The sequence below is a fragment of the Lederbergia ruris genome, from assembly GCF_018332955.1.
Classification (GTDB): Bacteria; Bacillota; Bacilli; order Bacillales; family Bacillaceae_C; genus Lederbergia; species Lederbergia ruris.
Genome location: NZ_BORB01000021.1, coordinates 56,040 through 68,986 on the forward strand (window position 1 = coordinate 56,040; position 12,947 = coordinate 68,986).

Here is a 12,947-nt window from a genome sequence, read left to right on the forward strand (position 1 = left end):
ATATAGTGAGGGCAAAGGTGGTGAATAGCATGACCAAACCAATCGTCCAAAAGAAGGAAGCTTTCAAAGTGATGGGGATCTCCGTAGAAACTTCCAATGAGAACGAAATGACGGCTCAGGCCAAAATCCCTTCCTTATGGGATCGTTTTTATCAAGAAGAGATTTACAAGCAAATCCCCGCTTTGAATCATACTGTGTATGGCGTGTATTCGGATTATACAACAGATGTGAATGACGCCTACCAGATGACCATCGGGCTCGAAGTGGACAAAGACACACAAGCGAACAAATGGGTTACCAAAACCATTCCTGCTTCACAATATCTCGTCTTTACTTCTAAAAAGGGACCGATCGCCCAAATCGTGGTCGAACTTTGGCAAGAGATTTGGAATTACTGTGAAGAGAACAACATCAAGAGATCCTATACAGGAGATTTTGAAGTGTATGACGGGAAATGTGCAGACCCTGGGAATGCGCTGGTGGAGATTTATGTTGGGATTAGGGAATAAAACAGTCGGCATTTACTTTATCAAGTGAATGCCGATGCCTAGATTCAATAGGGATTATTGAATTAAGTAAAGGGAATAGGGAGGAAAAAAGTGGAGAATAAAGATGAAAGATTCCAAAGAATTGAGTCTATCGTTAATAGTTTCATACAAAAGAAAAACATCCCTGGCATTAGTATACAAATGGTTTCAAATGGCGTAACCGTCTTTACCTTTGATAGAGGTTATTCAAATATACAATCCCAAAAACGTATGAACCAGAATTCTATATCCTCCATTATGAGTTTGACCAAAAGTTTTACTACAAACGCCTTATTACATTTAGCGGAACATACCCATTTCACATTAGATACACCTATTGTTGAATATTTACCTTGTTTCAGAACGAAAAGTGGCCAGTTTAATAGAATTACAACCAATCATATTTTAAGCCATACAGCGGGCTTTCCGGAAAACATATGGCTTGTGACCTTGTTAGACAAAGATTTATTTACACTCGTGATGCAGTCACCCGAATACCATTTTATTTTTAAACAAGTCCCCGACATTGAAAAAATCATAAATAACATTAAAAGCAGAGAAGATATTACAAAATATTTTTCATCTATAGAATTAGAATATGAACCAGGTGAAGGGTGGAAATATTGTACAGATGCTTATGTGATTGCTGCTGATATTTTAGAAAAGGTAAGCGGTTTAACATGGGAAGAATACGTTATCAAACATATTATAAAACCACTAAATATGAACAGTACGTATATAAACCCCTCATTAAAAACTTCCATTGAAAACATGAGTCATTACTATTTATATAAAAATGGGGACTATCATCAGGTTCCTTTTCCGTATAACCCATTAGGAGCGCCAGTTGGTTTTATCTACTCTTCCACAAATGATATGGCAAAATATCTAATCGCACATATGGATAACAAGCAAAAAATAATAAGTATATCTGCCAGAAACAATATGTTTGTTATGATGGCGCCAAGAGAACCGGGATTAAGCTATGGACTGGGTTGGAAAATAAAAAGAGTTCGTAATCTAAAAATAATGGAACATGCCGGTGGCTGCCCAGGTGTCAGTAGCTTTGCTGCTATGATACCTGAAAAAAATTTTGGTCTTGTGATTCTATGCAATACTGGTGAGATTCCCCTTCAAAAGATATCCGATCAAATTATTGATTCTCTTTATTTATCGAACCAATAAGCCACAGCAAATTCTTTTACGAACGGGAGAAAATAGGCAAAGTGACTAAAATATATATTTCGAAAACGCATGGAAAACACCATCCTCATCATTGGATAAGGTGACATCGTTAGCGATTGCTTTTATATCATCTGGAGCATTTCCCATGGCAATCCCTAACCCAGCGAACTCAATCATATCGAGGTCATTGTAATGATCACCAATAGCCATCATTTCTGATTTCTTTATATGATAAGAATCTAAGAGATGGATAAGCGCTTTTGTTTTATTCGATTGAGCGTGAACATATTCTCTATGAAACTCTAAGTCAATCCGTTTCCTAAGACGTTCTGGGGCTGGTAAAGGAATCTCCTGCCATCCCCCTATCTTATTTTGATCCCCGATCGTACATTTCATGATCTTTTCCTGAATAGATAAAACATCCCGATGAATAGTAGGAGTAATTTCATATACCTGATATTGTTGTTCATGAATGTCTTCCATCCATTCCACATACACATCAAAAGCTGTACAGATGGAAAAATGAATGTGATGACGGCGGCAATAATGAATAAGAGGGGCAATATCCTCTATGGAAAAAGAATACTCGCCAATGAGTGCTTTATTCTCCGTATTAATGGTAGCCGTCCCGTCATTCGATACCAATATCCCCTTAAAATCTAATTGATCCAAAATCCGTTTCGTTTGCATAAAATATCTGCCTGTCGCTAACACAATGTGAACACCTAAATCTTGAGCTTTTTGAATCGCTTGTATATTTCTCTTAGAAATATTCCCATCTCGATTCAGTAATGTTCCATCCAAATCTAAAGCGGCTAATTTATACATGAGATCTCCCCCATTTATTCTAACATCATGATTGAAATACCAAAACCGGGCCATGCCAACTGTCATTTTGCACGAGTTCTTCTTTATGTATGTGGCCATCAGTATATTCATGGATAACTTTCTTCCAGAACATCTGAGCAGCTTGATTGCCTAGCGTTTGTCTAATCTCCCACATCCCCTTATATTGATCAAAGAGAGAACAGGCAACTTTTTTGCCCACGCCCAGCCGCCTAAACTTTCTCATGATAAAAAAGTCGCTAATCACATTGGTTTTCTCCGCGTTACTTAATTTTGTAAATTCTTTTGGAATATCAAGACTCACCAATACAAAGCCAGTTATCTCGTCATCAACTTTCACTAGTAATGGCCGTCGATGGTCATCCGTCCATTGATGATCTAAATATTTATACAAATATAAACCATGTTGATTCAAAACATGGCCATCGAATTCACTACTGTCATAGCGATACAACTGCATTAAATTTTGTAATATCGTCTTATCTTCATAAGGAACAGGTAATAGTGTAACGTCCATACGCATCCATCCTTTTTCTGAAATAAGTCGAAAATTCAATCAATGGGGGTTTTCTTCATTCCCCACTAATGAAGTATGCACTTTTCTCTGTATTCCCTAAAGCCTTGAAGATGGGTATTACTGCCCGTTAATGCGGGATAAAATCAGATATACCCCAATTCTTTCAAAAACGCCTCCATCCTTGAATTCGTTTTATGGAAATATTTATTTTCATGGCGCCCGTATTTAAAAAAGCCATGTTCCATTCCTTCATATTCTTCAAAAATGATTTCATTTCCAGCTTCAACCATGCGATCGACAAATGTTCTATTTTGTGCATAAAGACCGTTCGGAATCGTCGGCGTATCTTCCTTCGTACCGCACATCCATAAAGTCGGCGGTAAGACCTTTTTAACATTGTGAAATGGAGACATTTCACTGGCCTGACCTGCTAATTCAGGATATCTCCTTTGCATGATGTCTACTCCGTCCATGCCAGCACCAAAGATGATCAGCGCATTGGGAATATGATCGCGGCTTTGGTGATGATAATGGGGATCATCGTTTAAATGATCAAACATGATTGAAGAAACGCAGACATAGCCGCCTGCTGACGATCCACACATGAGGATTTTCTCTGGGTCGACACCTAATTCATTCTCATGTTTGCGCACCCAGCGAACAGAAGATTTCGCATCCGCAATCGCTTGTTTTGGTGTAAACCCCTCATCATGACCAGCCCGATAATCCACACAGATCGCGACCATGCCAAGTTGGGTCAAATAATTGGCTTGCGGTTGAAAAATAGCAGGTGATTGCGGATTCTTTTTAAAACTACCACCAATAAAAAAGAGAATGGCAGCTTTCTTTTTCTTCGTCTCCGCTGTTTCAAAAATATACAGCTTTACATCTCTTGTTCCGATGCTCTTAAACGTTTTCTCGATCACTGGAAAGTCAAACGCCGGTACTCTCATCTTCTCTCCTCCTATCATCTATTTTCCGCACCACTTCATTAACAAAGCTTTGCTTTCCCTGCTGATAACGATCATGTTCTTCTGGAAATTGTTTGGCTAACGCTACTTTCAATTCCCCATATCGTTTCGCCATTTCTGGATTTTGGATGAAGTAGTTCTTGAAGTCTAAATGAAGCTTGATATGCTCATTTCCAGTTTGAAAAATATGGACATGATGAGTTCTATTCGCTTTTCCCTTAGCGAGATATTTTCTTTCTGGGATCCCATTTTCTCCTTTCTTCGTATCCAAATTCCACCATCCTATCATTATAGTGGTCTACCCTTTCAATCTCTTTCACGACGATTAGGATATCAATAATCGGTTTTGCATGGCCAATGGCTGGTACCGATGTACTGCCAATATGGAAAATATCTACTACTTCATCTTTAAAAATCTCCTGTAGGCGTTGCTTTTCTTGCGCGTATAGTAGAAACCATTCTTCCGTCCATGGAAGTATTCTTGTTTTCCTTATAAAAAATCTCCTAGGATGATGATTGTTTTGATCCTACCACCTATCCATTTTTCCTCGCATCAGCCATTTCGGCTAATTTATTTAGCGTTTTCCAATTCCGCACTGTAGTAGGCACACCCAATTTTTGCATTTGGGTTGCTAACTTGGAATTTCGCACGCCGTTTCCAAATAAAAAATACATCTCTTGGCGTGCCATTTGATAGTCTTCCCCTTCGTTTTTGTAACCATTTAGTCTCTCTACTTTTTCCCGTAAAGGCGCATGGAGGAAAAGGGCAACATAGAGACTCTCTCCTACCGAGGTGGCCTTTGCCTTTAAAATAGCCTCCTCTGAAAAAGGTAACTTGGAGATAATTGCCTCCAGTTCTGTCGCTGTTCTTAAAATCACATTGATTGAAAAACCAAAGTCTTCAGAAATCCTCCGCTCTATTTCTTGACGCAACCAATCCTCTTTCTCATTTGATTCAAATAGGACATTGCCACTCTGAATATACGTTTGTACATGATCAAGGCCTATCTTTTCAAGAGAGGTCCGTAATTCTTTCATTTTGATTTTTCGGTGTCCCCCGACATTAATTCCTCGCAGAAATGCAATGTATACTGGCATATTATTTCCTTTCCTATGAGGGCTTGCGCTGTCTTTGCGCCCGCATTCCTGCTCGTTTTTGAATTTGATCATTATCTAAAAACCGCTGGTACTCTTCGCTGTCCACCCCATATATAGCGATTTTTCCTTGCTGATTATAATGAATCCCCCAACCATATTTTTTCACTAACGGAGATGCCCTAAAACACGCTTTTGGTTTGGCAAAAAATTGTTCGCGTAATTCGTCGAGATTGCCTGAATCCACTTGATTTTTAATCAAAAACGTTTTAAATTGTACATCCGCTTGCGTATATTCGTAGGGATGATCTCTCATTAAATCGTACTCTATTGATGCAATCGTTGGTTTGTTGTTTCTTGGAACAGGCACAATCGCCTCCGTAACCCCAGAATCCTCAGATATGGTAATAAATGTATTTTGGTAACTCATGAACGTCCTCCTCACATATAATTGTTAATCCAAGTTAGCCAACTAATAATTCTAATATTCGCACACCTGCTCCTATTGTATATGAAAGCACTTCCTTTGGATATCAATTTTATAAAAGGTGAACATTTTTTGCACAAAAAAACATCTAAAAATACTCGTCACCAAGTTTTTAGATGCTCTGTTTTAGTTTTTATGATGTCGCCTTTTGTTCATTCGCAAATAGACAACGCCCTTTTCCAAATGGAATGCAAAGGGGCGTTCCGAAAATCGGATCACAAGCAATCTGGCATTTCATGTCAAAGACTGTTCTCACTAGCTCAGACGTAATAATTTCCTCTGGCTTCCCATGAGCAAAAACCTTTTTATCTTTTAAAGCGACAATATAATCTGCATAGCGACTAGCTAAATTCAGATCATGTAGCACCATCACAATCGTTCTCTCTTCCTTTTCATTCAGTTCAAAGAGGAGATCAAGAACATCCACTTGATGGGCCATATCTAAGTAGGTAGTCGGTTCATCCAATAAAATAATTTCTGTTTGTTGGGCTAATGTAAGGGCAATCCATGCTCGTTGACGTTGCCCGCCCGATAATGAATCAACGGACTGATCAGCCAGTGCAATCATATTTGTGGATGTAAGCGCATGTTGAACGGCTTCCTCATCTTGCTTTGACCATTGTTTCATCCATTCACGATAAGGATGTCTTCCTTGCTTTACGAGTTCATAGACGGTTAAGCCATCAGGAGTTACGGGACCTTGCGGTAAAATGGCTAGTTTTTTGGCAATATCCTTCGTTTTCAATTTCGCAATTTCTTTTCCATCTAGCATAATTTGACCATGTTTTGGTTTTAATAAACGGGCTAGAGATCGCAATAAAGTGGACTTACCACAACCATTTTGACCAATCAATACTGTGATTTTTCCTTTTGGTATTTCGATATCTAAACCATCTATAATAATGCTATCCCCAAAACCAAGCGTTAAATCATGTGCTGACAAAGTTTCCACTAAGATCACTCCCTTCCATCGCCTTTATGAATCTTAGTCACTCCATCCATTTTACTATAGGTTTATTTATTCAACACCCATTATTTTTTCAACGTTTCCAGAAAGGTATCAATGGTTTTGGTTGAGGCAATCAATCCCTTATTTGTCCAACTATCAGCTGCATTCAATACGTACACTTGGTCATTTTTTACGGCTGGGATGCTGTTCCAAACCTTACTATTTTCCAGTACATCAATACCTTCTTCTCCTTCAGTTGCTAATAAAAAGACATGATCTGCATCCAGCTCCGATAATTTTTCAAGTGATAAAGGTTCCCACTGTGGTTTCGCTTCCCCTAGCTCATCTACAAGCTGTGGATAGTGGACACCCAGTTCAGAGTAGAGCACTTTCGCACTGTGGCGATCTTTTTCAAATACAAAGTATTTTCCACCAATCACCCAAATGGCAGCAACCGTTTCATCACCGATAGTATCTTGCACTTCTGTCTTCGCTTCGGCTACTTTCTTTTCGTAGTCGTTTACAGCTTGTTTGGCTGCATCTTCTTTTCCGAGTAATTGACCAAATACGTCCAACTGTTTCCGCCAATCACCTACCGTTTCCTCATCCATGACATATGTTGGGGCAATTTTCTGATAGTCCTCATATGTCCCCTCATAACTGTCCATTGTATTTTCTAAAATAATTAGATCAGGTTGATAACTGAGAACCTGTTCTAATGGGAGCGTCCATTCAATTTTCGGGACATCTTGCAATTGGTCCTCTAAATGATCTTGTACCCTCGTGCCAATTGCCCATTTCGCCACAGGTGTTACACCAATGGATAATAAAGCATCTTCATGAAAAGGTGCCAACACTTTTTTAGCATTTAATGGGATTGTCACTTCTCCCATTTCAGAATCCAAGGTAATTTCTTTGTTATTTTCCTCAACGGGAGCTTTATCCCCCGATTTCTCTGACTCTCTTTGGGGATCGGTATTTCCACAACCGGCTATAATGAAAAATATCATGATAAATATGATAAAAAAGCTAAATTTATTTTTAAATAATGTATTCATCCCTTTATCCCCTTTATGCTATAATAACATTTACTGGTAATGATAATCACTTTCAATTAGGTTGTCAATACATATTTTACCCCTGTAAGAGAGAATGAGGAGAGTCGTATGCGTTCGTTTATTCAGCATTCAAATATTTTAAAAATAACGATTAATTTAGTAGTATTAGGCGCGATTATTTTATCCGCTACATTAGCCATCTCTTATGGTTCCACAGAAATTAAATTAAGAACAGTTTGGAACGCCGTTTTTCAATTTAATCCAGAGTTTTCTTCCCATCAGATTATCCAAGAATTGCGCTTGCCTCGTGCACTGTCCGCTGCTTTAGTTGGGGCGTTCCTCGCCGTTTCTGGCACGATCATGCAGGGGATGACACGAAATCCCTTGGCCTCTCCGTCTATTATGGGGGTAACTGATGGGGCTGCTTTTGGGTTAATGATCATTCTGGCGTTTTTTCCATCTACCTCTAATCTTGGTTTAACTTTAAGTTCTTTTATTGGTGCAGCGCTTGCGGTGAGTCTCATATTTATGATCGGCTCGGCTTCAGGAAATGGATTGACTCCTGTGAAATTAGCCTTAGCAGGCGTAGCGATCGGAACAATGCTCCGTTCGATTACCTCCATTCTTTCCTTACATTTTCAGCTTGAAAAAGAGATGGGTTTTTGGTTAGCTGGAGGGCTAGATAAGACAAACTGGTCATCCGTTCAAATGCTGGCCATTTTCGGTGTTATTGGTTTACTGTTTGCTATTTCCATCTCCAAGTCAATGACCGTCCTTAGCTTAGGTGAAGATGTATCCATTGGATTAGGACAAAACAATGCTATGATTAAGATTTTAGGCATAGTGGCTGTGTTTATGCTTACAGGTGTTTCTGTTTCTGTTGCCGGTGCCATCGGCTTTGTTGGACTGATTGTCCCCCATATCACACGCTTTTTAATGGGAGCGGATTATCGCTGGATTATTCCATCTTCGGCTCTTTTTGGCGCGCTTTTAGTCATCTTATCTGATTTAGTATCGAGAATGATGAATGCACCTTTTGAAACACCCGTCGGGGCCATTACTTCGCTAATAGGGGTTCCTTTCTTCCTTTATTTAGCAAGAAGCAAGGGGGAGAAAAAATGAATTTAACCCAATCAAAAAAACAACGTACTTTCTGGCTAATGATTACCTTTTTAGTCCTGCTTATTTTCGTTATGATTTTTGTCAGCTTAAGTATTGGTGTGATTAAGATTGCCCCTAAAGAAGTGATACAAACTATTTTTAACCAGGGAACAGATCAGCAAAAGCTCGTTCTGTTTGACTTTCGGTTACCAGGAATAGTCTTATGCTTACTCATTGGGGCAGGCTTGGCCGTATCTGGAACGATTTTACAAGGAATTACGCAAAATGAATTGGCTGATCCGGGAATCATCGGGATTAATACAAGCGCCGGCCTTACCGTCGTGTTATTTCTCTATTTTTTCCGGGACCTCCTCCCGGCATCTGACCCATTGTCCATTTTTATTATGCCATTTGCCGCCTTAATTGGAGCGATCGTGGCAGCGGTCCTGATTTATCTACTTGCTTGGAAAAAAGGAGTAAGTCCTACTCGGCTGATCTTGGTTGGGATTGGTGTGAATGCTGGATTCGGTGCCCTGCTTACAATCTTGCAATTACGGATGGATCCACAAGATTATAGACAGGTAACGGTCTGGCTCTCAGGAGATATTTGGAATGCAAACTGGGCTTTTGTTCTTGCTTTATTGCCCTGGATGTTACTGTTAATCCCATTTGCCTTCCAAAAAGCCAAAACCTTAAATGTCTTTACATTAGGGGATGATGTAGCTTCTAGCCTAGGTACCTCTGTGGAAAAAGACAGACGGATTTTGTTGCTTCTGGCTGTTGCGCTTGCGGGGACTTCCGTTGCAGCTGGAGGAGCTATCGCGTTCATTGGCTTAGTTGTTCCGCATATTGCTAGAAGAATCATTGGTCCATTGCATCAATATATCATCCCGATCTCAACACTGGTGGGAGCTTTGTTATTAGTGGGAGCTGATCTGATTGGGAGAAATCTTTTAACCTCGACGATGATTCCGGCGGGGATCATCGTCTCGATTTTAAGTGCACCTTATTTTATCTATTTATTAATTAAAGTAAAGTAAAATTGGGAGGCTTTTTATGATGCAACAAAATGATATTTATGATGTGACAATAATTGGTGGTGGTCCTGTTGGTTTATTTACTGCTTTTTATAGTGGTATGCGTGAGATGAAAACAAAGATCATTGAATATTTACCTTATCTAGGAGGGAAGGTTTCTTATTTTTACCCGGAAAAAATTATTCGTGATATTGGGGGGATCCCCCAGCTATCTGGTGAAGAATTGACTACCAACTTGATTGAACAAGCAAAAACATTTGATCCAACGATCGTCTTGGAAGAACAAGTGATGGATTGGCAGAAACATGAGGATGGTTATTTCATCTTAACAAGCGACAATGGGGTGAAACATTATACAAAAACGGTGATTTTAGCAACAGGATTCGGCTCCTTAAAACCAGTTATGTTGGATCTTCCCCATTCTAAGGAGTTTGTAGGACAAAGTTTGCATTATTCCATCCATAATATCGATCGTTTTAAAGGGAAGCATGTTTTGATTTCTGGTGGCGGAAATTCTGCTGTCGATTGGGCCAATGAATTAGAACCGATTGCTAAAAAGGTCACATTGATTTATCGCAAATCTTCCTTTAAAGGAATCGAAAGCAATGTGACAAAAATGAAGCGTTCAAGTGTACAAGTTTTGACTCCGTATGAGTTGGCGGGATTAAGAGGAAAAGGTGGCCAGCTGTCTAGTGCGATCATTGAAAATACAGAACAGGCCGCTTTTGAGGAAGTGGAAATAGATGAGCTCCTCGTCAACCACGGATTCCATATCGATCTTGGTCCAATCACTAAGTGGGGAATGGACATCACGGAGGCTGGGATTGTCGTGAATTCCTCCATGTCGACCTCCATTCCGGGAATTTTTGCGGTAGGAGATATCGCCCAATACAAAAATAAATTACCTTTGATTGCAGGTGGCTTTAATGAAGGACCCATTGCCGTCAATAGTGCCAAGCTTTACATACATCCCAAAGATCCTTTAACCCATTTATACTCTACTCATTATGAACCTTTAACAAAGGATAGCTAAAATAATCCATAGCACTAATATCCAAAAGACAGTTTCTTTTAGAGGATGTTCAAAAAGTCGGATTAATTGGTTGAACAACTAAGTTCGCGTCGTCCTGGTGCAGGCTTAAAACGCTACATCCTGGTGTTTCGGTTGCACTAGTACGTCCCAGTACGTCGCAACGCTGTTCTGACCAACGTCCTGGTGGGCTAAATTCGTGGCAATAATCGCTACCGCCTTTGTGACCTGGCGTCATGCAGGCCTTCGGTAAAAATGACACTTGGGTATCTGATCTTCGACTAAGACCGACACGTCCTATGGGCAAAACGGAAGTCAGCACTTCCTGTACAAGTCCGCTACTTAATGCTCCACCGTCTCGAACTTTCGACATACAGGACGGATGTGCTAGGGGCTGCGTTAGCAATTAACGTCAACGCCTATAGCCGACTTGGTCCTATCCACCTTTTTGGACACGCACCTTTGGGCGTAAAAATAAAAATACAGGGTAATCTAAAAAGTAAAGAATCCCTGGAGGTGTTCTAGATGTATATCACCGGTCATTTTTCTGGATACGATGGCGTCAAGTTATTTTACCGTGGATGGATCCCCCAAGAACCACGTGGATTTTTAATTCTAATTCATGGGGCAGGCGAGCATTCTGGCCGTTATTCCCACATCGGTGAAATTTGTATGAAGCATCAGCTCGGAGTACTTGCCCCGGATTTACGGGGATTTGGAAAATCTGGGGGACCCCGTGGACATGTTAATAAGTTTACGGACTACTTAGATGATTTAAATCAATTAATTGAATCGTTTCAAGTCCGTTATAATTCTGCCCCATTATTTATTTTTGGACATAGCTTAGGAGGGCTTATTGCTATTCGTTACGGTCAAATATACCCACATAAAGCAAATGGATTTATTTTATCGTCTCCTGCATTACAAATCCGCTTTCCACTTCCTGTATTTTTAAAAAAATCATTGGAATTCTTTTCTTGGATTTCCCCAAATTTATCGATCCGACCTTTCAAATGGATGGGAGTTCTTAAAAAAATTCGCCGTTTTGATCACTATTTGCCAGAACCAGATTTAGAAATAATTGAGGACCCACTATTCACATTTGAATATACTCCGCGCTGGTTAACGGAGTTAATTCATAGTGGAATTCACGCTTTATTAGATACTGCAAAATTCCGTTTTCCGCTTTTGTGTCTTTATGACCAACAGGACCCAATTGTCCATCCTGATTCAATCTTACGTTTTTGGGATTCCATTTCCATTCAGGATAAAAAATATATCATGTTTGAAGATGGGCTTCATAGACGTTGGCATGCAAACCATTGTGAGCATGCAATCGAAAATGTTATGACATGGCTAACTCCCCGTTTATAGAGGATGTTCAAAATGTAAGATTTAAACGAAAGGGATAAACGACTAAAGACACCACGACTTATTAATCAACATCCTGTTGACCTCCGCCCTGGCGGCAGGCTCCCTTCCGGATTATAATGGATGCCCTAACCATATTTATTGACTAAAGGCGAGGCTCTAAAGCAGGCTTTCGGTTTTGCAAATAGCTGTTCACAAAGCTCATCGGGATTACTCGGTTCTTATTGATTTTTGATCAATTAGGTTTAAACTGAACATCCGCTTGTGAATAGGTATATGGATTATTTTTGATTAAATCGTATTCAATCACGGCAATCGTCGGTTTGTTGTTTCTCGATACAGGCACAATAGCAGAAGTAACGGTTGAATCGTCGGAAATGGTGATGAACGTATTTTTATAACTCATTAACCATCCTCCCTCTATATAATTAAAATATCTTCAAAATGCTCTTGTTTTCTTAGAATTTCTTAAACATCCAATTTGGGTTTGGATAGTGGGGGTGGAGTGATAGCCAGAATACAGAATATTCTAACGTACCCCTATCCATCCTAACGACTAAATTGGTAGTATTTGGTTAAAAATAGTATAACCATGCTTGATAACTCCACACTTCTTATGGTCGCTCACCCTCCCATATATCACGGGATTGGTATCCATACATTCCCTCGTCCTGCGTATCCACAAGGTGGAGGTCGGAATAAGCTCCTCGGCTGGGTCTGGTGCCCGAATGGAAAAAATAAGCTCCGACTCTGCATTAGTGGTGTTTGTGTTT

General features: G+C 39.8%; 16 protein-coding genes. 6 read left to right on the forward strand and 10 right to left on the reverse strand.

Annotated elements, in window-relative coordinates; translation table 11 throughout:
- Positions 1–29: 29 nt before the first annotated feature.
- Positions 30–509: a GyrI-like domain-containing protein gene (locus KI363_RS12905; RefSeq protein WP_212966547.1), complete on the forward strand. Its 480-nt coding sequence runs from the start codon at positions 30–32 to the stop codon at positions 507–509.
- A 90-nt stretch (positions 510–599) separates the two neighbouring features.
- Positions 600–1,712: a serine hydrolase domain-containing protein gene (locus KI363_RS12910; RefSeq protein ID WP_212966548.1), complete on the forward strand. Its 1,113-nt coding sequence runs from the start codon at positions 600–602 to the stop codon at positions 1,710–1,712.
- 45 nt (positions 1,713–1,757) lie between these two features.
- Here KI363_RS12910 and KI363_RS12915 read toward each other — a convergent pair whose 3' ends face one another.
- The 9 genes from KI363_RS12915 to KI363_RS12950 form a co-directional block, all read right to left on the reverse strand.
- Positions 1,758–2,540, reverse strand: coding sequence for a Cof-type HAD-IIB family hydrolase (locus tag KI363_RS12915; protein WP_212966549.1), 783 nt, complete (start codon positions 2,538–2,540; stop codon positions 1,758–1,760).
- 25 nt (positions 2,541–2,565) lie between these two features.
- The gene (locus tag KI363_RS12920) at positions 2,566–3,075 is read right to left on the reverse strand and encodes a GNAT family N-acetyltransferase (RefSeq protein ID WP_212966550.1); all 510 of its coding nucleotides are present in this window, start codon (positions 3,073–3,075) and stop codon (positions 2,566–2,568) included.
- 143 nt (positions 3,076–3,218) lie between these two features.
- On the reverse strand, positions 3,219–4,028 hold the full coding sequence (locus tag KI363_RS12925; protein ID WP_212966551.1) for an alpha/beta hydrolase: 810 nt from the start codon (positions 4,026–4,028) through the stop codon (positions 3,219–3,221).
- The gene (locus KI363_RS22040; RefSeq protein WP_246516860.1) at positions 4,009–4,317 is read right to left on the reverse strand and encodes a GrpB family protein; all 309 of its coding nucleotides are present in this window, start codon (positions 4,315–4,317) and stop codon (positions 4,009–4,011) included. Before KI363_RS22040 ends, KI363_RS12925 begins: the two co-directional genes overlap by 20 nt.
- Positions 4,265–4,540, reverse strand: a complete 276-nt coding sequence (locus tag KI363_RS22045) for a GrpB family protein (RefSeq protein ID WP_306345173.1) — start codon at positions 4,538–4,540, stop codon at positions 4,265–4,267. Before KI363_RS22045 ends, KI363_RS22040 begins: the two co-directional genes overlap by 53 nt.
- Before the next feature lie 40 nt (positions 4,541–4,580).
- The gene (locus tag KI363_RS12935; RefSeq protein WP_212966552.1) at positions 4,581–5,144 is read right to left on the reverse strand and encodes a DUF1697 domain-containing protein; all 564 of its coding nucleotides are present in this window, start codon (positions 5,142–5,144) and stop codon (positions 4,581–4,583) included.
- 13 nt (positions 5,145–5,157) lie between these two features.
- Positions 5,158–5,571, reverse strand: coding sequence for a DUF6157 family protein (locus tag KI363_RS12940; RefSeq protein WP_212966553.1), 414 nt, complete (start codon positions 5,569–5,571; stop codon positions 5,158–5,160).
- 190 nt (positions 5,572–5,761) lie between these two features.
- The gene (locus tag KI363_RS12945; RefSeq protein ID WP_212966554.1) at positions 5,762–6,580 is read right to left on the reverse strand and encodes an ABC transporter ATP-binding protein; all 819 of its coding nucleotides are present in this window, start codon (positions 6,578–6,580) and stop codon (positions 5,762–5,764) included.
- 80 nt (positions 6,581–6,660) lie between these two features.
- Positions 6,661–7,635, reverse strand: coding sequence for an iron-hydroxamate ABC transporter substrate-binding protein (locus KI363_RS12950; RefSeq protein WP_212966555.1), 975 nt, complete (start codon positions 7,633–7,635; stop codon positions 6,661–6,663).
- Between the two features lie 108 nt (positions 7,636–7,743).
- Here KI363_RS12950 and KI363_RS12955 point away from each other — a divergent pair, with 108 nt between their 5' ends.
- The 4 genes from KI363_RS12955 (at position 7,744) to KI363_RS12970 (ending at position 12,177) form a co-directional block, all read left to right on the forward strand.
- Positions 7,744–8,757: a FecCD family ABC transporter permease gene (locus KI363_RS12955; protein ID WP_212966556.1), complete on the forward strand. Its 1,014-nt coding sequence runs from the start codon at positions 7,744–7,746 to the stop codon at positions 8,755–8,757.
- Positions 8,754–9,776, forward strand: a complete 1,023-nt coding sequence (locus KI363_RS12960; protein ID WP_212966557.1) for a FecCD family ABC transporter permease — start codon at positions 8,754–8,756, stop codon at positions 9,774–9,776. Before KI363_RS12955 ends, KI363_RS12960 begins: the two co-directional genes overlap by 4 nt.
- Before the next feature lie 16 nt (positions 9,777–9,792).
- Positions 9,793–10,806 carry an NAD(P)/FAD-dependent oxidoreductase gene (locus KI363_RS12965; protein ID WP_212966558.1) on the forward strand — a complete coding sequence of 338 codons (1,014 nt, stop codon included), beginning with the start codon at positions 9,793–9,795 and terminating at the stop codon, positions 10,804–10,806.
- 522 nt (positions 10,807–11,328) lie between these two features.
- Positions 11,329–12,177, forward strand: a complete 849-nt coding sequence (locus tag KI363_RS12970; RefSeq protein ID WP_212966559.1) for an alpha/beta hydrolase — start codon at positions 11,329–11,331, stop codon at positions 12,175–12,177.
- Positions 12,178–12,409: 232 nt separating this feature from the next.
- Here the strand turns inward: KI363_RS12970 and KI363_RS12975 are convergent, their stop codons facing one another.
- Positions 12,410–12,580, reverse strand: coding sequence for a DUF6157 family protein (locus KI363_RS12975; RefSeq protein WP_212966560.1), 171 nt, complete (start codon positions 12,578–12,580; stop codon positions 12,410–12,412).
- Positions 12,581–12,947: the final 367 nt, after the last annotated feature.

Coding starts and splice junctions, on each gene's coding strand:
- KI363_RS12905 (WP_212966547.1), top strand. CDS start 30: ATGACCAAACCAATCGTCCAAAAGAAGGAAGCTTTCAAAGTGATGGGG.
- KI363_RS12915 (WP_212966549.1), bottom strand. CDS start 2,540: ATGTATAAATTAGCCGCTTTAGATTTGGATGGAACATTACTGAATCGA.
- KI363_RS12920 (WP_212966550.1), bottom strand. CDS start 3,075: ATGGACGTTACACTATTACCTGTTCCTTATGAAGATAAGACGATATTA.
- KI363_RS12925 (WP_212966551.1), bottom strand. CDS start 4,028: ATGAGAGTACCGGCGTTTGACTTTCCAGTGATCGAGAAAACGTTTAAG.
- KI363_RS12935 (WP_212966552.1), bottom strand. CDS start 5,144: ATGCCAGTATACATTGCATTTCTGCGAGGAATTAATGTCGGGGGACAC.
- KI363_RS12940 (WP_212966553.1), bottom strand. CDS start 5,571: ATGAGTTACCAAAATACATTTATTACCATATCTGAGGATTCTGGGGTT.
- KI363_RS12950 (WP_212966555.1), bottom strand. CDS start 7,635: ATGAATACATTATTTAAAAATAAATTTAGCTTTTTTATCATATTTATC.
- KI363_RS12955 (WP_212966556.1), top strand. CDS start 7,744: ATGCGTTCGTTTATTCAGCATTCAAATATTTTAAAAATAACGATTAAT.
- KI363_RS12960 (WP_212966557.1), top strand. CDS start 8,754: ATGAATTTAACCCAATCAAAAAAACAACGTACTTTCTGGCTAATGATT.
- KI363_RS12965 (WP_212966558.1), top strand. CDS start 9,793: ATGATGCAACAAAATGATATTTATGATGTGACAATAATTGGTGGTGGT.
- KI363_RS12970 (WP_212966559.1), top strand. CDS start 11,329: ATGTATATCACCGGTCATTTTTCTGGATACGATGGCGTCAAGTTATTT.
- KI363_RS12975 (WP_212966560.1), bottom strand. CDS start 12,580: ATGAGTTATAAAAATACGTTCATCACCATTTCCGACGATTCAACCGTT.